Origin of the sequence: Novosphingobium sp., from assembly GCF_039595395.1 — a bacterium.
Lineage (GTDB): Bacteria > Pseudomonadota > Alphaproteobacteria > Sphingomonadales > Sphingomonadaceae > Novosphingobium.
Window position 1 is genome coordinate 824,151 of the sequence record NZ_JBCNLP010000006.1, and the last position, 22,867, is coordinate 847,017.

The following is a 22,867-nucleotide window of genomic DNA, read 5'->3' on the forward strand; positions in this document are numbered from 1 at the left end:
CAACGGATCGTGTCATTGGGCTAGACGCTGAGGATCATATATGCAAGTTAGTTCTCATATCTGATATTGACCTTCAGGCAGCCCCCTTGATGAAGATTGACGCGCATCATCACCTCTGGCGTTACGAGGCCTATGCCTGGATCGAGGGCGATCCCATCCTGGCGCGTGACTTCACTGCGGAGGACCTTGTCGCCGCCATGACCTCCGCGGGCATCGATGCCGCGATGGCCGTTCGGGCCCGGCAGACCGAGCAGGAAACCGCCGATCTTCTGGCCCGCGCGGCCAGCCCGGCGGTGGCGCAGGCCGGGGCGATGATCTTCGAGACCATGCTGGCCACCGCCTCGGACCGACCGACCAGATCGGAAGCGCCGGGTGTGGGCGATTTCGAATTCGTGCCCGGGCAAATGGGGGCGTGGATGTAACGCGTGAACCAAAAAATGGCAGCGACAAACGGGAAGAGAGAGATGCAGATCGGCCGAACAACAAAGCGAATGTCAGCAGGCGATGCCGTGAGGGCGCTGTTGAGCGGCACCACGGCCCTGGCCGGTCTGGTGTTGATGGCCTCGCCCGCCGCCGCGCAGACCGCATTGGGGGTGACGTCGCCCGACGGCCACACGCGGCTGACTGTCTCGGCGGAAGCGGGGCTGCATTATACCGTCGATCATGATGGCGCCCCGGTCCTTGCCGAATCGCCGATGGGCCTGTTCACCAGCCAGGGCTCGATCGGGGGCGAGGCCGTGACGGTCCTGGCATCCGAGGCGACATCGGTGAACGACAGCTATGCGCCGCTGGCGGGCAAGGCCAGCCAGGTCGCCGACCGCTACAACCAGTTGACCCTGCATCTTCAGCGCCGCAAGGACGATGTGAGGTTCGACGTCGTGCTGCGGGCCTATGACGACGGCGTGGCGTTCCGCTTCGTGGTGCCGGGGCAGGCCAGGTTCCAGAATCTGGATGTTTTCTGGGAAACCACGGGTTTCTATTTCCCTGCCGACTATGGCTGCTGGGGCGCCAATGCCGGCAAGTTCGAAAATTCGCACGAGACCGAGTTCAGCGCTTTCAAGGCCTCGGCCATGTGGGGTTTTCACCTCTATGACGCGCCGCTGGTGTGCAAGACCGGCAAGGGGCAGACCACCTTCGCCCTGCTGGAAGCCGACAAGCGCGATTATGCGGGTGCCTATTACACGCGGCGCGGCGACTATGGGCTGGGCGTCAATGTCGGCCTGACCCCACGGGTGGACAATGCGCGAGATACGGGGACCTTCGGCGCCGCCGTTCACGCCTCGCTGGTCGATGCGCCGCTGACCACGCCCTGGCGCGTGGTGATGATCGGCGACCGGCCCGGCAAGCTGATTGAATCCAGTCTGGTGCAACTGCTGGCCACCCCCTCCAGGATCGCTGACACGAGCTGGATCAAGCCCGGCAAATCGGCGTGGGACTGGTGGAATGGCTGGGCGGTCAATGTGCCCGATGCGGGGATCAATACGGCCAGCTACAAGGCCTATATCGACTTCGCCACATCGATGGGCCTCGACTACATTCTGATCGACGAGGGCTGGTACAAGGGCAGTTCGGAAGGTGCGCGGCCCGCCGATGTCACCGTGCCGATCGCCGCGATGGATATGCCCGGCATCGTGAAATATGGCGCGGAGCGCCATGTCGGCGTGTGGGTATGGCTGCAGTGGAAGCAGCTTGAACGGCAGATGGATGCCGCCCTCGCGCTCTATGAGGCCTGGGGCATCAAGGGCATCAAGGTCGATTTCATGGACCGCAACGATCAGCAGATGGTCGCCTTCTATCACGAGCTGCTTTCCAAGGCGGCGGCGCATCATCTGATGGTCGATCTGCACGGCGCCTATCCGCCCGATGGGCTGGCGCGCACCTGGCCCAATTTCCTGACTCAGGAAGGCGTGCTGGGGGCGGAATACAACAAATTCGGCACGCGCATCACCGCCACCCACAATGTGACGCTGCCCTTCACGCGCATGCTGCTGGGCCCCATGGACTATACGCCCGGCGGCTTCCACGCTTTGCCGCCTGCCGAAATGGCCCGGCAGCACCGCTCCCCCCGGCCTTTCGTGCAGACCACGCGCGGGCAGGCGCTGGCCATGTATGTCGTTTATGACTCACCGCTGGTCATGCTGGCGGACAGCCCGGATTCCTACATCGATGCGGCAGGCAAGCTGGCGCCCGGCGCCGATTTCCTGAAGCAGGTGCCGACAAGCTGGGATGAAACGCGGTTCCTTGCCGGCGAGGTGGGCGAATACATCGTGCTGGCCCGGCGCAAGGGGGACACATGGTATATCGGCGCCATGACCAATGAACAGGCGCGCACGATCAGGGTGCCGCTCGACATGCTGGAGAAGGGACGCCGCTGGAGCGTTCGCACATGGCAGGATGGCGCGGGCATGAACGACCTCAGGACCGCATCCGCCACCATGGCGAGCGGTGCGGGCCTGACCCTGAAACTGGCGGCCTCGGGCGGGGCCGCCGTCACCATCAGCCCGGATGGCGGCCGCTGAGCACCTTGCCGAGTACAACCGACAGCGAAGATCGCAAAACAACAGGGGAAAGAGGATGACACGCGCGACAAAGCCCAGGGGGTTCAACCGGCGCGAGACACTGGCGGCGGGTCTGGCCCTGAGCGCGTCTCCCGCCGTGCTGGGGGCAAGGTCCGCCGCGTCCGCCCATGCGCAAGCCCGTCCGGGCGAGTGCCTGTGGTATCAGGAGCCCGCCGGGGCATGGACCGAGGCTTTGCCGGTGGGCAACGGGCGGCTTGGCGCGATGGTGTTCGGTCGGGTGGCGCAGGAACGGCTGCAGCTCAATGAGAACACGCTTTGGGCCGGCTCTCCCTACGATCCCGACAATCCTGATGCTCTGGCCGCCCTGCCGCAGGTTCGCGCCCTGCTGGCGCAAGGCAAATATAAGGAGGCAACCGATCTGGCCTCTGCCCGCATGATGGCCAAACCGCTCTCCCAGATGCCCTACGGCACGCTGGGCGATCTGTTGCTGACCTTTTCCAACCCGGAGCAGCCTAAGGCGTATCGGCGTCAGCTCGATCTGGCCTCGGCCATCGCGACGACCGAGTATGGCGAGGGGACGGCGCGCTACCGGCGCGAGGTTTTCGCCTCGGCGCCTGATCAGGTGATCGTGATGCGTCTGGAGGCGGAAGCGGGCACGCTCGACTTCGACATCACCTATCGCGCCCCGCGCGCGTTGCGCACCCCGCGCGAGCAATTCGGCGAGGGCGGCGCCCCGCAAACCACGCGGCCCACCGACTGGATGTTGCGCGAAGAGGTAGGGCCGCCCAAGGCGGGCGTCGCGCTGGTCGGCGATGGCAGCGGCGCGTTTCTGGTGACCGGGCACAATGAAAGCTCCGCCGGTATTCCCGCCGGTCTGCGCTATGCGATGCGGGTACGCGCCATCGGGGACGGCACCATTACGCAGACGGAGCAAGGTCTCTCCATCCGCGGTGCCCGCGAGGTGACCCTGCTGATCACCGCGGCGACGAGCTATGTCAGTGCCCGCGACATCAGCGGCGATCCGGTGGCAAAGGTTCGCGCTGTCGGTCAGGCGGCGGAGCGCAAATCCTATGACACGCTGCGCCGCGCTCACATGGCCGATCACGCCGCCCTGTTCGGCGGAATGACGATTGATCTGGGGACCCGCGCGGCTGCAGCCTTGCCCACCAACCAGCGCATCGCGGCCAGCGAGAGCGAGGATGATCCGGGGCTGGCGGCGCTTTATGTGCAATATGGCCGCTATCTGCTGATCGCCTCATCGCGTTCGGGCGGCCAGCCTGCCACTCTGCAGGGCCTGTGGAACGAGAGCACCCTGCCGCCATGGGACAGCAAATACACGATCAACATCAACACCGAGATGAACTATTGGCCCGCCGATCCGGCGGGGCTGGGGCTCTGCATCGAGCCGCTGGTGCGGATGGTGGAGGAACTGGCGGTCAAGGGCGCGAAGACCGCGCGGGTGATGTATGGCGCGGGGGGCTGGGTCGCGCATCACAACACCGATCTGTGGCGGGCCAGCGCGCCGATCGACGGGCCGCTGTGGGGCTTGTGGCCCTGCGGCGGCGCCTGGCTGTGCAACACGTTGATGCGTCACTGGGATCACACGCGTGACGGGGCGCTGCTCGCGCGGCTCTATCCGCTGCTGAAGGGGGCCTCGCACTTCTTCCTCGATACGCTGATCGATGATCCCAAGGGGCGCGGGCTGGTCACTTCGCCCTCGCTCTCGCCCGAGAACGAGCATGCTTTCGGCTCCTCGCTCTGCGTGGGTCCGGCGATGGACCGCCAGATTATCCGCGACCTGTTCGGCCATACGCTGGGCGCGGGCGAGCGCCTGAAGGTGGATGCCGACTGGCTTGGCAAGGTCAGGCAGGCAAGGTCGCGCCTCGCGCCCGACCGCATCGGCGCGCAGGGGCAATTGCAGGAATGGCTGGAGGACTGGGATGCGGTGGCGCCCGATCCGCATCATCGGCATGTCTCCCATCTCTATGGCGTCTATCCCAGCGGGCAGATCAACCCGCGCGATACGCCTGAACTGATCGAGGCGGCCAAGGTCAGCCTGCGGCAGCGCGGCGACCTGTCCACCGGCTGGGCGACGGCGTGGCGTGTCTGCCTCTGGGCACGGATGGGCGAGGGCGACCATGCGCATGAGGTTCTCAAGGGGTTGCTGGGGCCCCGGCGCACCTATCCCAACATGTTCGATGCCCATCCTCCCTTCCAGATTGACGGCAATTTCGGCGGCACGGCGGGCATTCTCGAAATGCTGATCCAGGGCTGGGGCGATGAACTGCACCTGCTGCCCGCCCTGCCTTCCGCCTGGCCGGATGGCGCGATCAGGGGATTTCGCGCGCGCGGCGCATTGAAGGTCGATCTGGTCTGGCGCGGTGGCCGGCACCGGTCGCTGGTCGTCCGGGGGGAACCGGGATCGACAGTCACCGTCAGGGCTGGCACAGAAAGGTTCGTGGTGGTGATCGGCCCAGCCGGAACCTTTGAACGCCAGTGGGGCTAGCGCGGCCCTGAAGCCAGGAACGAAGAATGAAGCAAACCGGAGCAAAGGGCTCTTATGCCGCCCCTGCCATCGAAAGGGCCTTTGAAATCATCGAAGCCCTGGCGAGCTATCCCGAGGGGGCGCTGGTCAGCGAGATCGCGGCGACGCTCGATCGGACGTTGGGCGAATTGTTTCGCTTTTTCGTCGTGATGGAGCGGCTGGGCTATGTGCGCAAATCGGAGACGACCGATCGCTACACTGTCGCCTACAAGCTGCTGGAACTGGCTTATCGCGCCACACCGGCGCAGGATATCGTGCGCACGGCGTTGCCCGAGATGCAGGGGCTGGCCTCTGCGGCAGGGCAGTCCTGCCATCTGGTGGTGCCCAATGCGGGCAGCGGACTGGTCGTCGCCTGCGAGCAACAGCCTGGAACCCGTGGTTTCTCGCTGCGTGTCGGTGCGAAGATCGACATCATCAACAGTTGCTCCGGACAAGTGCTGCTTGCCTTTTCGGGCGCCGCGCGGGCGGAACAGATCATCGTCGAGGCGGAAAAGGAGCGCGAGGCCCCGGTGGATCGCGCATGGCTGGGCGAGCGGCTGGCGCTCATCCGTGAGCGTGGCCATGACAGCCGCCAGAGCCCGATCACCCATGGCGTTACGGACATAAGCTGTCCCGTGTTCGGCTTTGACGGACAAGTGGTGGCCGCCTTGACGATCCCGTTCCTCGAATTGATCGACGGATCGCAGAAAGTCCATCTGGAGGCCGCGCGCGAGATGTTGAATGCCGCGGTCGCGCGCATTTCCGATGGCCTTGGCTATCAGGCCGAACGCGGCGCCGTGGGGCCGGGCGATGCGCTGGACAGCGATCTGTAGCAGGCAGCACGCGGAAGAGGAGAGTGCGTGACCGATCATCTGGGTGAAGCCAATTCCTGGTCCGTGACGCGCAGAGACATGTTGCGTGCGGGCGTGGCAGCCTCAGCGCTGTCCGGCCCGGCACTGGGGGCGCTGGCCGGATCGACCGGGCGGGATGTGCCGGATTTTCAGGCGACTTTCGCCGATGGCACCTTGCAGGTCATGGCGGTTGGCGCGCAGGCGTTCCGGGTCCGCTTTGTGTCGGGAGCGGTTGCCGACGGACATGTTCCGCCGAGCCAGATGCTGGTCCGGCAGAAGGGGCGTTACCATCTCGTCCGGCGTGACATGGCCGGAGCCACACGGTTGGAATTGCCCGCGATCCACTGCGAGATCCCCCATGATGGATCGGCGCTGCGCTTTCTCACACCCGATGGCCGCCTGCTGCTGAGCGAACAGGCGGGGACGCGGCATATGGCTGCGCATGCGGTGCGCGGCATGCCGTGTCAGCGGGTGGAGCAGGGCTTCATCTCCCCGCCGGAGGAACGGCTCTATGGCACGGGCTGTTTCCAGGACGGCCATCTGAACTTGCGCGGCTTGCCGCGTCGCCTGACGCAGGTGAACACCCAGATCAGCCTGCCTTTCCTCCTCTCCAGCCAAGGCTATGGGCTGCTGTGGCACAATGACGGGATGAGCGAGCTCAACCCGCCCGATCAAACCATCCCGCTCCAGCAGAAAGCCCAAAGCGGCACCTCCCAACTGGCCGATGTCACGACGACACAGGGCAATGCGCGCGTCGAGTTGCGTGAGGCGGTCTATACCGGGCGCTTCTCCGTTGCCGCCGCTGGTCGCTATGCCTTTCTGTTCGACAGCGGGGGCAAGATGACCTCACGCTATCATGTCGAGATCGACGGGCGGGTTCTGGTCGATCATGCCAATCTCTGGCTGCCGCCCACCACCAGCTTTATCGCCGAGCTGGAACCGGGCGAGCATGATGTCCGTATTCTGGCCGGTGCCAAGGATGCACCCATCCTGCGCTATGGTCTCGCCGCGCCGACCACTGTGTGGCGTTCTCCTGTCGCTCAGGCCATCGATTATGTGGTAATTGCCGGGCCCTCCGCCAGACAGATCATGGAGGGCTATCGTGCTTTGACCGGGGCGGCGCCCATGATGCCCGTCTGGACGTTCGGCTATATTCATTGCCGTGAGCGCTTCCATTCCTCGCAGGAGATCCTGGACACGGCCCGGGAGTTCCGCCGCCGTCGCCTGCCGGTCGATGTCATGGTGCAGGACTGGCAATATTGGGGCGCGCATGGCTGGAATGCGATGCGTTTCGATGAGAAGAACTATCCCGATCCCGCCGGACTATGCCACGAACTGCATGGCATGGACCTGCGATTCATGCTTTCGGTCTGGTCCAAGATCTCGCGCGATACGGAGCTGGGCAAGCAATTTGCCGCGCGCGGCTTCTTCATTTCCGGTACGGACTGGATCGACTTCTTCAATCCCCTTGCGGCGGCCTTCTATGCTGAAAGCCAGAACAGGCACCTGGGCGCACTTGGCATTGACGCCTGGTGGCAGGATGCCACCGAGCCCGAGAACGACGATCTGTTGGGACGCGATACGGCGGCGGGGCCGGGCGAGCGGGTGCGCCTTGCCTATCCCTTGCAAGTCTCGCGCACGGTTTACGAGGGACAACGCGCGGCCTTCCCTGATCGGCGGGTGATGATCCTCACCCGCTCGGCCTTTCCCGGCCAGCACCGCTATGGGGCAGCCACCTGGTCGGGCGACATCGGCAACGACTGGGAAACCCTTCGCCGTCAGGTTCCCGCAGGCTTGAACATGGCGGCGGCAGGCTATCCCTACTGGACCGTCGATGCCGGCGGCTTTTTCCGTCCCGGTGATGGCCAATACACCGACCCGGCTTATCACGCGCGGTTCATCCGCTGGTTTCAATATGCCACCTTCCTGCCCCTGCAGCGCGTCCATGGCTATATGACCAACACCGAGTTCTGGCGTTATGGCGAACAGGTCGAGGCCGTGGCGCGCATCTATCTGGATCTGCGCTATCGGTTGCTGCCCTATATCTATGCGCTGGCGGCGCAGGCGTCGCACTCGGGCATGCCGCTGCTGCGCCCGCTGGTGTTCGATTTCCCCGAGGATGGACAGGCGCTGGACCAGACCGGCAGCTATATGTTTGGTGATGCTCTGCATGTGGCACCGGTTCTGGCGCCCGATGTCACCGAATGGCCGGTCTATCTCCCCGTCTGGGAAGGTGGCTGGTATGATGTGTGGACCGGCGAGCATCGCGCCGGCGGGATGACCCATCGGGTGCCTGCGCCGATTGAGCACATTCCGCTGCATGCCCGTGCGGGTAGCATCCTTCCTCTTGGCCCGGTGGTGCAGTCCACGGCCGGTGCCCTGGCGCGCGATCTGGATCTTCTGGTGTTCCCGGGGAGAGATGGCGTGGCGCGGCTCTATGAGGACGACGGGCTGACTTATGCCTATGAACAGGGCGGCAAGGCCGAGGTCGATCTGCGTTGGGACGAAAGCCGACACGTTCTGACCATCGGGGCCAGGCGAGGGCATTTCGCAGGCATGCGGCCACAACGCCAGATCCGCATCAAGCTGGTGGGCGCTGAGGCCCCGCCGCTTGATGGGAACTGGAGCCGGGTCATCTCCTACAGCGGGCAGCCAGTTTCGATCGCCCTTGCCCATTCCTCGCGCTGACAGGACCGCACGCCCCTCGGTGGCCGCCTCGCGCCATGGCTATCAGCCCAGACCTTGCGCCTGAGCCCAGGCGACAAACATCTCTTTCCAGCGGCGTGCAGGTTCGCCCGCCGGGCCCGGAAGGCTCAGGCCATGTTCGCCGGCGGTGAACAGATGCGTTTCCACCTTGATGCCCGCCGCCTTGAGCGCGGCGCGCATCGCGATGGTGTTTTCGACTGACACGACCGTATCGTCCTCGGCATGGACCATGAACACAGGTGGTGTGTTCGCGGTGACATGATTGGCCGTGCTATGCGCATGCTCCATATCGGCGGTCGGGTTCGGCCCCAGCAGCATGGCGCGCGAGCCGGCATGGGCGAGGGGCTGGCTCATCGACTGGACGGCATAGATCGGGGCCGCCAGCGCAGGGCGCGCGCTCAGGCGGTCGGCGGCATCGACCGGCGCATAGACTTTTGCATCGTATCGCGTCGCAAGATCCGCGCAGACATGCCCGCCCGCGGAGAAACCCATGGCGCCGACCTTTTGCGGGTCAAAACCATACTGGGCTGCCCGTGACCGTATCAACCGCATGGCCCGCTGCGCATCGGCCAGCGGCACATTCGCCCGGTCCGCCCAGCCTTCCCCGGGCAAGCGATAGTAGAGCACGAAGACAGTCCAGCCCCGTTCGCTCAGCCATGGGCCGAGCTGATAGCCTTCCACATCGATCATGATCACCGAATAGCCACCACCCGGCGTTACCAGCAGCGCCGCCCCGTTTGGCTTGTCGGGTCGAAAGACTTTCATGCGCGGGCGGGCGATCCCTTTGACCATCCGGCTGTGATGCGCGTCGTCACCGTTTTCAATGACCTGCTCTATGGGTAGAACCGAAGGCGCGCCGGGCGGTGTGCCGGGCCAGAGATCAATCTCTTCCGCCGGAGTGGCGGGCCAGCTTCCGGGGTGTTGGGCACCGCGCGCCTGAGAGCTCAGGAAGGCCGTTGCCAGGCTGGCGAATAAGGTGACGCGGCGGCTCAACATCAGCTTGGTTCTCCCGGATCGGCTCATGGCGAATGATCTGCTTTGGTTGTTAGGCGATGACCGCTTTTCGCACCATGGCCCATTGCGGGGCGCCCCCGATCCACCTGACAGTCCTTGCGGAAACACGCGCGCCATGGGGCGGTCGCTCAAGTCAGGAGGAATCAATTTCACATAAGAGATCTAGATTTTGGTAGTAAAATATAAATTGGCCGCATAGACATGGGAGAAAGTTCAGCGAAAACAGGATGGGAGAGGACCGTGGGAAGGCCAAGCATCAGCCAGATTGCGCCTTTGCTTGCCATGATCGCCCTTGCGCCCTGGGGCTTGTCGAGCGCCCTGGCCGATCCGGTTCCGTCGGTATCGGCCCCTAACGGGGGGCGCGCACGGGTCAACTTCAACGCCGATTGGCACTTCAAACTCGGCAAAGTGGCTGATGGAGAAGCGCCCACGCTGGACGATGCGGCATGGGAGCATGTCGGCCTGCCGCATAGCTTCTCCATGCCCTATTTCCGCGCACCCGATTTTTACGTTGGCGATGGCTGGTATCGAAAGGCTCTGACCTTGCCGGCGGTTGTGCCCGGGCGGCGCTATTCGCTTGAGTTCGAGGGCGCTTTTCAGGACGCGCATGTCTATGTGAACGGCACCGAACTGGCGCATCATCGCGGCGGCTACACCGGCTTCCCGGTCGACATCACCCCCGCCTTGCATGCAGGGCGCAACGTCATTGCGGTGCGCGTCAACAACGAATGGCAGGCGACACTGGCTCCGCGTGCGGGCGAGCATGTGTTCAGCGGTGGCCTCTACCGCGACGTCTGGCTGGTGACATCGGATGCGGTGCATGTGCCCTGGACCGGCACGCGGGTTACCACGCCCGATCTGTCGGCGGCCTCCGGTAAAGTGTCGGTGGAGACCGAGGTGCGTAACGATGGCGCGGTGCCTGCCGATGTGCTGGTTCGTACTCATGTCGTCGATGATCGCGGCCGCACGGTCGCCACGCTGCCCGATACGCGCGTGAGCGTGGATCCGGGGGCGATGCAGGTCGCCCGGCAGACCTCGATGCCAATCCCTTGCCCGCACCTTTGGAGCCCCGAGACGCCGGCCCTCTACCATACGGTCACCACGCTGACTGTGGCCGGGCGGACCCGCGATCGCTTCGAGACCGAGTTTGGCTTCCGCTGGTTCGAATGGACGGCGGACAAGGGCTTTTTCCTCAATGGCAGGCACCGCTACTTCAAGGGCGCCAATGTGCATCAGGATCAGGCGGGCTGGGGCGATGCCGTCACCAATGGCGCAATCGACCGCGATGTGCGGCTTATCAAGGACGCGGGCTTCGATTTCATCCGCGGCTCGCATTACCCTCACGATCCGCATTTCGCCGAGGCGACCGACAGGGTGGGCGTGCTGTTCCTCTCCGAGGCGCCCTTTTGGGGCACGGCAGGGTTCAAGCATGCCTGGGGGGCGCCGTCCTATCCCACGGAACCTGCCGAAGCTGCCGGTTTCGAGGACAGCGTCAAGCAGCAACTTGCCGAGATGATCCGCATCAACCGCAACCATCCCTCGATCGTGGTGTGGGGCATGGACAATGAGGTCTACTTCACGAAGAAGGAGACCATGCCTCAGGTGCGCCGGTTGCTGAAGGATATGGTGGCGCTCAGCCATCAGCTCGATCCGACCCGGCCCGCCTCAATCGATGGCGCCCAGCGCGGCGAGATCGACAAGCTGGGCGATGTTGTTGGTTACAATGGCGATGGCGCCAGCCTTTATCCCAACCCTGGAATTCCGAATTTCATTGGCGAATATGGCTCGACGATGTCCGACCGTCCCGGTGATTATGCGCCGGGCTGGGACGACCTGCCCAACACCCCAGGCGCCGACAAGACGAAGGAAGGCTCCTGGCGTCTGCCATGGCGCTCGGGTGAGGCGATCTGGGCCGGGTTCGACCATGGCTCCATTGCCGGCAAACGTTTTGGCGGGATGGGGGTGATCGATTATTTCCGCCTGCCAAAACGCCAATATTACTGGTACCGCAATGCCTATGCGCATGTGGCGCCGCCGGTGTGGCCCGTGGCGGGCACGCCCGCCGCGCTTCGCATCACCACCAGCAGCCCCACCATCGCGCGCGCCGATGGCACCGACGATGTGCAGGTGATCGTCAGCGTACTGGACGCGCAGGGTCACAGGCTGAGCAACAGCCCGAACGTGGACTTGACCATCGAGGCGGGGCCGGGCGAATTGCCCACCGGCCGCGCGATCACCTTCGCGCCGGACAGCGACATCGCTATCCGGGATGGCGAGGCGGCTATTGCGATGCGCAGTTGGCAAGCCGGGCTCACGCGTCTGCGTGCGACTTCGCCCGGATTGAAGGATGCGGTGGCAACGGTCCGGACGATCTCCGGCCCGACCTTTGTGCCGGGCCAGACGCCGCTCATCGCTGACCGGCCTTACGTCGCTTACACAGCGCCGCTGCGTGAACGACCTGGCGATAACAGTTTCGGTTCGAACAACCCGACATTTGCCAGCAGCAGCGCGCCCGATCACAGTTCGCAGCGGGTCAATGATGGCGATCCGTCGACCTATTGGGCCCCGGCCGCTGGCGATACGACAATGAGCGTGACCATTGACCTTGAGCGCGTCGTGGAGATCCATCGACTGACGCTGACCTTCCCGCAAGCTGCCGCTTATGGTTTCGTTGCCGAGGTGCGGGACCGGCAAGGCAACTGGCAGAAACTGATCGAACAGGTCGAGGGCCAGGACGACCGCCAGACCCGATCCATCGAGACCGAAGCCTTGGCCGGGCGACAGATCCGCGTCCGACTGCGCCCGCCAACCGGCGCGTTGACAGGATTGTCGGAAATTCAGGCATTGGGGGCGCTGAAAACCGAGTGATCGATAGAAGCCTATATGCCCGCGCGGGAAATAACGATCCGCTCCAGTGCTCTTGCGGCAAAGAACAGGGAATCTCGTCATATGGCATGGTGAGCAACGGCTTACAGGCCGCCGCTTCAAAATTCTCGAGAGCGAAGTTTACGAAGCGGTTCTTGAGGATTTGCTCCGGCGCGAATGTATGGGGCAGAGCGGCAAGATTGTGCGTCTGGTGGTCTTCCATCTGGTGCGGGGATCGTCCCGGACTGTCACGATCAGAGTGAGTTTAACTCTGGTTGTTGAGGACAAGGATCTGGCGGACACATCGGACCGGGCGGACCGTTCGCCTTGTGATGCCAAGCGGGCGGGTGCTACCGATGCATGTCGCGGAAGGGCAGTGCGGCGCACAACCGGATCCTCGGCTGGAACTCGTTGGTAAAAGATAAGTGCGAAATCCAGAGTTGCGGCACGTTCGCGAAAAATCCGGTTTGGTCTTTGATTGTGCTCAGGCCCAATGGATTGGCCGGCGGCGATGTGTTTCAGGATCTCTGAGAAGGCCGGGGATGAGCAACCTGCAGGAGATGCCATTACCTCGTTGCTGAAGGCTTGATCAACCTCATGATGGGGCGGGAGCCGCCCGGTCCGCCAGAGTTGGGCCAAGGGTGGCCCCATGCCGACGATGCTTAGCCTGTAGAGGCATTGTGAATGACCGGCAGTTATCGAGGTTTGAGATTTCAACGTTCAATGGCTGGATTGTCAGCGGCCTTGGCCGATTGAACCTATCTCTTGATGAAATTGATCCATGCGTTATCGGGATCGTATCAAATGCCACAACCGCCTGCGGAAGATGGCTTTGTGCGACACCGAAAGGCTCAGGCAACGGGTCATCAGGGGTATTCGCAAACACCATAATGCCATATGGAGCATAATCAAAGCATGGTTATGGATGCATCTGACCAGGTGGCGGCGCGCAAGATCGTGATCGTGACCTATGAAGGTGCCAAATTGCTCGATGTGACGGGGCCGATGCAGGCTTTCGCGGAAGTCCGGGCGGAGGATGGCCATGCTGCCTATCAGGTGCTCTTGGCCTCCATCGGCGGTGGAATGGTAGATACGGATGTCGGTATTGCGCTGCCGACGCTGCGGCTCGAGGATGCCATGATGCGCGAAACCGATACGCTGTTGGTGGCCGGTGGAGAGGTGACGGCTCCGGCAGAAGCCAGGGCGCAGCTGCGCGATGGTCTAGCGAGGTTCCTCGGGCGACCCCGGCGGCTCGGATCCATTTGTACCGGGGCGCTCATTCTGGCTGAACTTGGCGCGCTGGATGGGCATGAGGCGACGACGCATTGGTCTGCCTGCGATCAACTGGCGCGTGATCATCCGGCCGTGACGGTGCGGCCGGATGCGATCTTTGTGACCTCGGGCCGCATCTGGACTTCGGCCGGCGTGTCGGCGGGGATCGATATGGCTCTGGCCATGATCGAGGAGGATTTCGGGCATGGCACGGCCTTGAATGTGGCCCGGATGCTGGTCCTGTTCCTGAAGCGTCCCGGAGGACAATCCCAATTCAGCGTCGAATTGCGCAGGCAGATCAGCGATGTGCGTGGACGCTTCGATAGGCTTCATGACTGGATCCGCGCCAATCTGGACAAGGATCTCTCCGTGCCAGCCCTGGCCAAGGTTGCCGTTATGAGCCCGCGCAATTTTGCCCGTGTTTATCTTGAGGAAACTGGTGAAAGTCCGGCTCGCGCGGTGGAAAAGCTGCGCGTTGATGCGGCGCGGCGTCTGCTGGAAGCCACTGGTGAAGCTGTCCAGCGGATCGCTGGCCTCACTGGCTTTGGTGATGACGAAAGGCTGCGGAGGGCCTTTGTGCGGGCCCATGGCATATCGCCGCAAGACTATCGCAGCCGCTTTGGGCGAGGGCGTGATCAGGGAGCATGATCTCCCTCTATCGGCTGTCTGAAAACGAGGGCTGATTGTCATTGTTGCCAGAGCATGGTCGAACCATCTGGGCGGAATCTTGCAAATCCAATTGCCCGAGGAACGCGTCATGAGCTTATCTGCAGTCACGATTGGTGGTATCACCGCGCCGGATTCTGACCTTGCCCGCAAGGCTGCTGCCCTCGCCGCGCAGGCCCATGCCCCGGTCCTGCTCAATCACGTCCACCGTACCTATTGGTTCGCGGAATTCCTCGCCCGAAAGCGGGAGATGAGGTTCGACCGCGAGGTGGTTTATATCGCCTCGCTGCTTCACGATCTGGGCCTGTCTCATCAACATGGCGCCGACAAGCGTTTTGAGGTGGATGGCGCGGATGCCGCCGCGCGCTTCCTTCACGCCCATGACTATCCGGAGGACAGGACAGCGCTGGTCTGGGATGCCATTGCGCTGCATTCCGCCGCCGATATTGCGGATCGGCGCGAGCCGGAGGTGGCCTTGGTGCATTTCGGTGCCCATGTCGATGTCATGGGACTGCGGATGGAGGAGATCCCGGTTCAACTGATCGATGATACGCTCAGCCTTTATCCGCGTCTGGGCTTCAAGGAAGCCTTCACAAGCGCTCTGGCGGAGATTGCCAGGACCAAACCCCATACGGCGATCGGCACGGGGCTGGCGGATATCGGCCGCCGACTGGTTCCTGGCCTGGATATTCCCAATGTCTGCGATTTGCTGCTGGGCGCGCCTTTCGAGAGTTGAGACAACGCTTGGGCCATGCTCCGAAAAGAAGCATGGCCCGAGGGGGCTGGTTTAAAGAAACAGGTCGGCGTCCAGATCGCCGGATACAGCCGCCTTGAGCCTTTCCGCGATGCTCAGAACGGCGCCCAGCGGGCTGAAGGCAATGTGAAGCCGGGAGACGCCGCCATTGTCATCGCGGATGATCGACACCATGCCGCTGGCGGTTAGGCCATTGCCCAGATCGGCTTCATACTGGAAGAACATGCGATCATCGGCATGGCCGAGGAAGGTTGGGGTCTGGCTACGATAGAGGCCTCCCGCTGCCTTGACGACCTTCAGGACTTGATCGCGCCCCGTCAGCTCCCCTCGCAGTACCGAGGAGACAAGGGTCACGTCCTCATTGAGATCATCAAGGAAAGGATGGCGTTGCGTGTTTTGGGTCATGTCAGGCTCCGGCGATGCGGTCAGCGGGGAGGGATGGAAGGGGGGAGGATCCGGGCGCTCTGGCCACCGGCGACATTGTCCTGTGTCCAGGCGCTCGCGTTCATGTCGTGCGGAAAGCCGAGCTGGATCGCACTGGCGCGGTCCAGGCGTTCGATCTGCCCAGGCGACAGGGTCACGTCGAGGGCGCCCAGATTATCGGCCAGATGCCGGACCGTACGCGGGCCCACAAGCGGCAGGATCCCGCGATGAAGTGTCCAGGCCAATGCCACCTGCCCCGGATTGGCACCGATGTCCTGGGCCACGGCGATGACTTCATCCACGGTGGCGACCGCCCGATCATCATCTTCTTTCTGCACCACGATTCCCAGTGCCTGAAGGCGGCCCTCTTCGCCACGACGATATTTGCCGGTCAGTGTGCCGCCGCCCAAAGGAGACCAGCCAAAGGAGGTGAGGCCATAAGCATTGGCCATGGGCAGAATTTCTCGGTCCGCCGTCCGCTCGATCAGATTATATTCGAACTGGACAGCAGAAGGCGCGACCCAGCCACGTTCCTGTGCCAGTGTCACCGCCCCTGCCACACGCCACGCCGGGAAATTCGAGAAGCCGGTGTAGAGGACCTTGCCCGAGCGGATCACATCCTCAAGACCGCGCATGATCTCGTCCACCGGAGTGACCTCATCAGGATAATGAACCCAGAGCAGATCGATATGGTCGGTCGCCAGTCGTGCAAGGCTTGCTTCCACCGACTGGACAAGCGCGCGCCTGCTGTTCCCAGTGCCCAGCAGGCCGACTTGGGGTGATGAGCCCAGCGTGAATTTGGTCGAGAGGACGACATCGTCCCGCTCGCCCGCGATCAGCCTTCCGACGATCTCTTCGGATTCGCCGGCCTGATAGTTGTTGGCCGTGTCGATGATGTTGCCGCCCGCTTCACGATAGGCGCGATAGATCGGGGTAACCTCGTCCTCGCTGGCGCCATAGCCCCAGCGTTTGCCGAAATTCGCCGTTCCCAGGGCCAGGCTGGACACACGCAGGCCTGTCTGGCCAAGAACACGATAATGCATGATCTGTCTCCAATGAAGAATGGTGCAGGTGTTGGCGTCGATGCGCGCGCCGGGGCGCCGCGCTCAGGCCTTTGGCCCCAAGCGCTGAGGGCATTGCCGGATTATGCCGGTCAGGCCGGTTGCGGCGCTGTGGTTTTCGGCGCGGTTTTCAGCACAAAGCCGGGCCGCAGCGCCGCAATCGCCCCGATATCGTTGACTGCGGCAAAGGCATTCTGGGCCTGATGCCAGAGCGGCACGGCCTGATTGAACAGGGCACGGCCCGCATCGGTCAGGGTGACAATCCGGCTTCGGCCATCCGTGGGAGAGCGGTGCATGCCAACCAGCCCATCGCGTTCCAGCGTGGTCACCATTTTCCCCATCGCGGTCTTCTCGATATCGAGGCGATCCGCAAGATCCATGATAGGGGTGGCGCCAATCTCGTTCAGGATGGCCAGCGTCAGGAACTGGGTGATGCGCAGGCCGGTGGGTTGAAGCTGGGCGTCGTAGAACCGGGAGATCTGGCGCGAGGCCTTGCGCAGGGCAAAGCAGTTGCAGTGATCGACCTTTGGGGCTTCAACCCTCTGCCACATGACAGTATCCTTTCTCCAATCACCGTCCCTCAGGCAAAGGCTGCAAGGTTTTTGATCGTCAATTCCTGCACCGACTGGGCAGGGGTTCCGGTGATCCGTTCGACCATATCGTTGGTGCCTGCGAAAACCCCATCCTGATAGTGCTGGGCGACTTCCTCGAGGTGCTGCACCAGGAAGGGCGGAAAGCCATAGAGGTTTTCCATCTTCTCCTTGAACGCCGGGATCGAGAGCGGCGCATAGGTGATGGTGGTGCCCAGCACCTCGCTCATGGCGGCGGCGATCTCTGTATGGTTCATTTCGACCGGACCGTGCAGCGTGTAGACCTTGCCTTCATGCCCCTCGGGCTTGGCCAGAAGATGGGCGATGACGCGGCCCTGATCTTCCGAGCTGATGGGGGCATGGCGACCGTTGCCGAAGGGGAACTGGATCATCTTGGTGATCCCGATTTCCTTGGCGAAATGCGGGTAGAACAACCAGTCGGCAAAGAAGGTCGGGCGGATGTGGGTGGTGGGTACGCCTGACCAGTCGAACACCTGCTCGGAAACCCAATGGTCCTGCGCGGCATGGCTGGTGGATTCGCGGCGGGCGGAAATTTGCGACATGTTCACGATCGAGCGCACGCCGGCTTCCTTGGCCGCCTGGGCGAAATAGGCGGCGGCGCCCAGAATGCCCGGCGCGATGGGGTGGAGGAAATAGGCGCCCTTGATCCCTTCCATCGCCGCGCGGATGGCATCGATATCGGTGAAATCGCCCAGGGCGATCTCCACGCCCCGCGCGCGAAGGGCGGCGGCTGCCTCGCCATCGCTGCGCATAAAGGCGCGGACTGTCTTACCCATGTTCAGCAATTCGTCGATGGCAGCGCCACCGGTCCGGCCGCTCGCGCCGCTTACAAGATAGTCTGCCTGGCTCATCGTTCTGATCCTTTTTTCAATATAGAAGCATATGCCTTTATCTGAAAGCAGACCTATGCCTCGATCCGATCTCGGACAAGATGCGGATGGATCATTGGCAGATATCGCGGCCTGATTGGCAGAAATGGTGGAGCAGGAGTGACGGTTCGGCGCATCGTAGCTGCATGTCCGGCCGATCCTGGCATCGTGCGCGTCCATCGCCTGTCCCAAAACGCGTATCGATTTATGGGGATATCCCCATAAATAGGCCAGGAGCGGTTCGCGGTGAACCGACAGGGGGACAGCAAATGCATCAGCAGACGGCCAGCCGGGCGACAAACCTCCGCCTGACATCAATCGACATTGTCAGGGGGCTGGCCATGATCGTCATGGCGCTGGACCACATTCGCGAATTCGTGTCGAACGCCCCCTTCGATCCCACCGATATGAGCCAGACCACACCGGCCTATTTCTTCACGCGCTGGATCACCCATCTCTGTGCGCCCACCTTCGTGTTCTTGGCCGGGGTCAGCGTCTTTCTCGCCAGTGCCGGGGAAGGGCGGGGAACGGGCACGCTGATCTCGCGCGGGCTGTGGCTGATGCTGCTGGAAGTGGCTTTCGTCACGCCGCTGGGCTGGGCTTTCAACCTTCACTATGGCTTTGTCCGGTTGCAGGTGATCTGGGCGATCGGTGGCTCGATGATCCTGCTGGCGCTGGCGGCGCGGGTTGCCGCGCCCCGGATTGTGCTGGCCATAGGGCTGGCCATCGTGCTGCTGCATGACGGGTTGAACGCCCATGCGGAGATCTTCGGTGCAATGGCCCCGGCATGGGCTGTGCTGGATGATTTCCAAATCTTCAAGCCATGGCCGGGCCATGTGATCGCCTCGATCTATCCGGTGTTGCCATGGTTTGGCATCATGGCAGCGGGCTATGGTATGGGCGGGCTGTTCCAACTTCCGGCCGAGCGGCGTGGGCCGATCCTGCGCAATCTTGGCCTCACGATGATCGCGGCGTTCATCGCCTTGCGCGCGGCTCAGCTCTATGGCGATCCCAAGCCGTGGCTTCTTCAGCGTGATGGCCTGTTCACCCTGATGTCCTTCCTCAACTGCACCAAATATCCGCCCTCGCTGCTTTACACCCTGATGACGCTAGGGCCGGCCTTGCTGTTGCTGGGGCTTGCAGAGCGCTTGCCTTTGGTGCTCGCCGACAGACTTGTCCTGCTGGGCCGAGTGCCGCTGTTCTTCTATCTGCTGCATCTGCCGCTTTACCATGCCCTGTCGGTGCTGGTGGTCTGGGCCAGAGGTTATCCGGTGGGCTGGATGTTCGTGGATGCCATCACCATCGGCCATACGCCCCTGTCGGCCTCGACGGATTATGGTATCGGCTTGGGCGGCGTCTATGCGATCTGGGTGTGCGGCTTGCTGCTGCTCTATCCGGCGTGCAAGGCCTATGCGCGGATCAAGCGCACAAGGCGCCACCATTGGATGACCTATCTTTGAACCGGAGCCTCATGCCTGATCCTTCCCCCGATGTGCCAGATGAGGCGATGCTCCCGGCGGTGGGCCAGTGCCATTGCATCAGCCTGCGCAAGGCGGCGCGGCGCATCTCGCTCTATTACGACTCCTGCCTCGCGCCGGTGGGGCTGCGGGCGACGCAATTTTCAATGCTGGCGGCGCTGGCATCGGGCAAGCCGCTGTCGGTCAACGCTCTGGCCGCCATGCTTGATCTCGATCGCAGCACGGCGGGACAAAACATCAAGCTGCTGGAGCGCGATGGGCTGATGGACATCATCCCGAGCGAGCAGGACCGCCGGGCCCGGATCATCCGCCTGACCGCTGCGGGCCGGGCGCGACTGGCCGCCGCCATGCCGCTTTGGCAGCGGGCACAGCAGGCGTTCGAGGTGCTGAACGGGGCGGATGAAGCTGCGGCGATGAGGGAGATGCTCAAGGATATGGAAGTCCCTTTGCCTGCCAACAGTCTCGTCCTGGATGAATAGACACATATTGCGATCCATCATTCTAGAGGCAGCGCAAAACGCATCTTCTCCCGTCCGCTTGCTCTCTCGCGCCGGCAGAAAGCGATGGCGCGGGTGTTCCAGGCTGGGGTCTGCAATTCCACTCGATCCCAATGAAAATGATATTGTGGAGAAATTGGGCATCGTGCTCGCCTTCGCTGCATCGGATCCCACAATTGAGGTGGGCTTGCTTCATCGGCAATCGGGCGATCGAGCTCGCCCGCGCTGCCAGAACGGCGCCGGCCATGGAGGCATAGCATCGGGAGCCGTGCGGTATGGAGGAGGTGAACAATCGACTGCTATTGAGGAGCGGTACATTGACCTTGAAGGTCAGCTTTGTCAGCGGGATCACTCCTTGCCAGTGTGAAATGTGAATGATCTGAAGCGCGCTGGATTTTTCAATAGGCTCCTTTGGGGCGATGAATGGAAGGTTGCTATTAAGGGTTGGTCGAAGTCGATGCGAGTTGCCTATGTTTGCGGAGGCAGAAGATGATCCCCTTTTTCTTCCTCAATTTTTTGTAGCGTCGGGCATCTTAGCCATTCTGTCTTTGTTGATGAAATGAAATTTTATGAGAATAGAAAATTTTGAAATTATTGCATCATAAATCATTCTGTGTTAATGAATTATATTTATAGTCAGGTTAATTGTCGATGATGTGGTGGCATCGATAAGCATAATTTCCCGTAATATGCGTGCTATGGAGAGGAATTTTGCCGGTATGATGGCCGCGTGAGCAGATGGCGTGGTTTGGGGCTTGCGCTATTCTGGCTTGTCGAGATCTGACGATGAGATCCGAGTAGCGATCAGAGCCGCCGCCAGACTGAGCAGCGCATTGAAGGCCAGCCAGGCACCGGGAATGGCATGGTTGCCAGTCACCCCAATCAGCCAGGTTACGATAAAGGGCGTGAAGCCTCCGACCGCTGTTGCCAGGCTATAGGCCAGGCTGAAGCCTGCCGCGCGCACCGCCGGGGGTACGAATTCGGTCAGATAGACCACCATGGCCGCATTGTAGCTGGCGTAAAAAAACGACAGGATCAGTTCGACCAGCAGCAGCTTCGCAAAGGACGGGCTGGCCGCCAGCCAGGCCATCAGCGGATAGGCGCAGACGACCATGGCCAGCGTGCAGGCCAGCAGGATCGGCATGCGCCCGATCCGGTCCGACAGGGCGCCCATCAGCGGCAGCCAGAGGAAATTGGACACGCCGACCAGTGCGGTGATGGTCAGATTGTCCTCCGTGGGCAGGTGCAGCAGCTTGCCGAACGTCGGCGTATAGGCGGTGATGGTGTAGAAGCTGACCGTCGTCATCAGCACCATGCCCATGGCGACGGCCACGCGCCCGCGTGCTACCCACAGGCCTTGCATGATCTGGTTCAGGGTGGGACGGGTCGTACGCGCCTCGAACTCTTCGCTCTCGCCCAGATTGCGGCGGAGCAGCAGCAGTACGGGCACGATCAGGCAACCGATGGCCAGCGGCACGCGCCAACCCCAGGCCTCCATCTGCGCCGGACTGAGCATGGAGGCCAGCACGAAGCCGATCGCGGCGGCCAGCACCACTGCCACCTGCTGCGATGCCGATTGCCAGGCCACATAGAAGCCCTTGCGCCCCGGCCGGGCGATCTCGGCAAGATAGACCGATACATTCCCTAGTTCGGCGCCTGCTGAAAAGCCCTGAACCAGCCGCCCCAACACCACCAGAAAGGGTGCGGCCAACCCGATGGACACATAGCTGGGCGTCACGGCCAGCAGGATGATGCCAAGGCTCATCAGCGCCAATGTCAGCAGCAGGCCCGCGCGGCGCCCGTGCCGGTCGGTGTAGACACCCAGCACCAGCGCGCCGGCCGGGCGCATCAGGAACCCCGCGCCGAAGGTGGCCAGCGCCTGCAGCAGTGCCGCCGAAGGGCTGCTGGAGGGAAAGAAAGTCCGTCCGATGGCTTCGGCATAATAACCGAACACCATGAAATCGTACATTTCCAGAAGATTGCCGCCCGCAACGCGGATCACATCGCCCACGCGGCTCTTGGCGGGAGCGGGCGGCGTGTCGCGCGCTGAAGTGCCGTGCGCCATAGTTGCGGACAGCGCGTTGTCGCCAGCTTTCATCGTTCCAATCCCTTCACCGCTTCGGCTGCCGCCTTGCTCTGTGCAGCTTGTATCTCTTGCGCCGCCTAATCACTTATGCTGACAGTTGGCTGACCATTCAAAAATATGGGAAAATTCTGCCTCTTTGGATTTTTGCGAACCAAGTCGGAGAAGGTTCCTGAATAAATTCGTCCTTTTCCAATCAGTTGAGCTCTCTTGATTCGGCTCGCCGACAGAAAGGTCATCGGAAGTCCCGCAGGAAACGCCCTATGTTTGCCTACCCTCGACTGGGTTCAGGACTCACGGATCAGAGCCAGAAGAGCATGGTTGCAGCCAGAGGGAGGGAGAAGAAGCCTGTGGGGCAGTGATCGTATCGCGTTGCCACGCGATGCCAGTCCCTCAGGCAGCCGAACATGATCTCGATGTGGTTGCGGCGCTTGTCATATTTGACCGGCAACGCGTGGGATTTGCGGTCCGTATTCCTCGGGGCATCCCGCCAGCGCAGGCCGTTGCGATTGACGAAAATGATCTCGCTCAACACCCGCTGATCATCGACCCGAGGCTTACCGTGACTCTTGGGCAAATACGGCGACAAGCGCTCTATCTGCTCATCCGTCAGCCAATACAGGTCGCTTATGCTCAGTCTCTCTCCGGAGCCTGAATCACATCGCGGGCCGCCA

Annotated in this window: 17 protein-coding genes; 10 read left to right on the forward strand and 7 right to left on the reverse strand. The window is 62.5% G+C overall.

What is annotated here, in order from left to right; genetic code table 11:
- Window positions 1-86 precede the first annotated feature (86 nt).
- From ABDW49_RS23615 to ABDW49_RS23635, 5 genes are all read left to right on the forward strand, one after another.
- Window positions 87-422 carry a hypothetical protein gene (locus ABDW49_RS23615; protein ID WP_343615784.1) on the forward strand — a complete coding sequence of 112 codons (336 nt, stop codon included), beginning with the start codon at window positions 87-89 and terminating at the stop codon, window positions 420-422.
- Between the two features lie 87 nt (window positions 423-509).
- Window positions 510-2,519 (forward strand): glycoside hydrolase family 97 protein, encoded by a 2,010-nt coding sequence (locus ABDW49_RS23620; RefSeq protein WP_343615786.1) that lies wholly within the window; start codon window positions 510-512, stop codon window positions 2,517-2,519.
- A gap of 55 nt (window positions 2,520-2,574) precedes the next feature.
- On the forward strand, window positions 2,575-5,025 hold the full coding sequence (locus tag ABDW49_RS23625) for a glycoside hydrolase family 95 protein (protein WP_343615788.1): 2,451 nt from the start codon (window positions 2,575-2,577) through the stop codon (window positions 5,023-5,025).
- Between the two features lie 26 nt (window positions 5,026-5,051).
- Window positions 5,052-5,876, forward strand: coding sequence for an IclR family transcriptional regulator (locus ABDW49_RS23630; protein ID WP_343615790.1), 825 nt, complete (start codon window positions 5,052-5,054; stop codon window positions 5,874-5,876).
- A 27-nt stretch (window positions 5,877-5,903) separates the two neighbouring features.
- Window positions 5,904-8,582 (forward strand): TIM-barrel domain-containing protein, encoded by a 2,679-nt coding sequence (locus ABDW49_RS23635; protein ID WP_343615792.1) that lies wholly within the window; start codon window positions 5,904-5,906, stop codon window positions 8,580-8,582.
- Between the two features lie 42 nt (window positions 8,583-8,624).
- Here the strand turns inward: ABDW49_RS23635 and ABDW49_RS23640 are convergent, their stop codons facing one another.
- Window positions 8,625-9,365, reverse strand: a complete 741-nt coding sequence (locus ABDW49_RS23640; RefSeq protein ID WP_343615794.1) for an alpha/beta hydrolase — start codon at window positions 9,363-9,365, stop codon at window positions 8,625-8,627.
- A 489-nt stretch (window positions 9,366-9,854) separates the two neighbouring features.
- Between ABDW49_RS23640 and ABDW49_RS23645 the strand changes: the two genes are divergently transcribed.
- From ABDW49_RS23645 to ABDW49_RS23655, 3 genes are all read left to right on the forward strand, one after another.
- Window positions 9,855-12,482 carry a glycoside hydrolase family 2 TIM barrel-domain containing protein gene (locus tag ABDW49_RS23645; protein ID WP_343615796.1) on the forward strand — a complete coding sequence of 876 codons (2,628 nt, stop codon included), beginning with the start codon at window positions 9,855-9,857 and terminating at the stop codon, window positions 12,480-12,482.
- Between the two features lie 918 nt (window positions 12,483-13,400).
- On the forward strand, window positions 13,401-14,399 hold the full coding sequence (locus ABDW49_RS23650; protein WP_343615798.1) for a DJ-1/PfpI family protein: 999 nt from the start codon (window positions 13,401-13,403) through the stop codon (window positions 14,397-14,399).
- Between the two features lie 109 nt (window positions 14,400-14,508).
- On the forward strand, window positions 14,509-15,153 hold the full coding sequence (locus ABDW49_RS23655) for an HD domain-containing protein (protein WP_343615800.1): 645 nt from the start codon (window positions 14,509-14,511) through the stop codon (window positions 15,151-15,153).
- A 51-nt stretch (window positions 15,154-15,204) separates the two neighbouring features.
- Here ABDW49_RS23655 and ABDW49_RS23660 read toward each other — a convergent pair whose 3' ends face one another.
- The 4 genes from ABDW49_RS23660 to ABDW49_RS23675 all read right to left on the reverse strand — a co-directional run bounded on the left by ABDW49_RS23660 (window position 15,205) and on the right by ABDW49_RS23675 (window position 18,117).
- Window positions 15,205-15,576 (reverse strand): hypothetical protein, encoded by a 372-nt coding sequence (locus ABDW49_RS23660; protein WP_343615802.1) that lies wholly within the window; start codon window positions 15,574-15,576, stop codon window positions 15,205-15,207.
- A gap of 20 nt (window positions 15,577-15,596) precedes the next feature.
- On the reverse strand, window positions 15,597-16,637 hold the full coding sequence (locus ABDW49_RS23665; protein WP_343615804.1) for an aldo/keto reductase: 1,041 nt from the start codon (window positions 16,635-16,637) through the stop codon (window positions 15,597-15,599).
- A 110-nt stretch (window positions 16,638-16,747) separates the two neighbouring features.
- Entirely contained in the window at window positions 16,748-17,206 is a 459-nt protein-coding gene (locus ABDW49_RS23670; protein WP_343615805.1) for a MarR family transcriptional regulator, read from the reverse strand.
- Between the two features lie 29 nt (window positions 17,207-17,235).
- Window positions 17,236-18,117: an NmrA family NAD(P)-binding protein gene (locus ABDW49_RS23675; RefSeq protein ID WP_343615807.1), complete on the reverse strand. Its 882-nt coding sequence runs from the start codon at window positions 18,115-18,117 to the stop codon at window positions 17,236-17,238.
- 287 nt (window positions 18,118-18,404) lie between these two features.
- Here ABDW49_RS23675 and ABDW49_RS23680 point away from each other — a divergent pair, with 287 nt between their 5' ends.
- Entirely contained in the window at window positions 18,405-19,595 is a 1,191-nt protein-coding gene (locus ABDW49_RS23680) for a heparan-alpha-glucosaminide N-acetyltransferase domain-containing protein (protein WP_343615809.1), read from the forward strand.
- 11 nt (window positions 19,596-19,606) lie between these two features.
- Window positions 19,607-20,092: a MarR family winged helix-turn-helix transcriptional regulator gene (locus ABDW49_RS23685; RefSeq protein ID WP_343615810.1), complete on the forward strand. Its 486-nt coding sequence runs from the start codon at window positions 19,607-19,609 to the stop codon at window positions 20,090-20,092.
- A 778-nt stretch (window positions 20,093-20,870) separates the two neighbouring features.
- Here the strand turns inward: ABDW49_RS23685 and tcuC are convergent.
- On the reverse strand, window positions 20,871-22,208 hold the full coding sequence (gene tcuC, locus ABDW49_RS23690) for a tricarballylate/proton symporter TcuC (RefSeq protein ID WP_343615811.1): 1,338 nt from the start codon (window positions 22,206-22,208) through the stop codon (window positions 20,871-20,873).
- A 286-nt stretch (window positions 22,209-22,494) separates the two neighbouring features.
- The gene (locus tag ABDW49_RS23695; protein ID WP_343617376.1) at window positions 22,495-22,824 is read right to left on the reverse strand and encodes a transposase; all 330 of its coding nucleotides are present in this window, start codon (window positions 22,822-22,824) and stop codon (window positions 22,495-22,497) included.
- Window positions 22,825-22,867 lie beyond the last annotated feature (43 nt).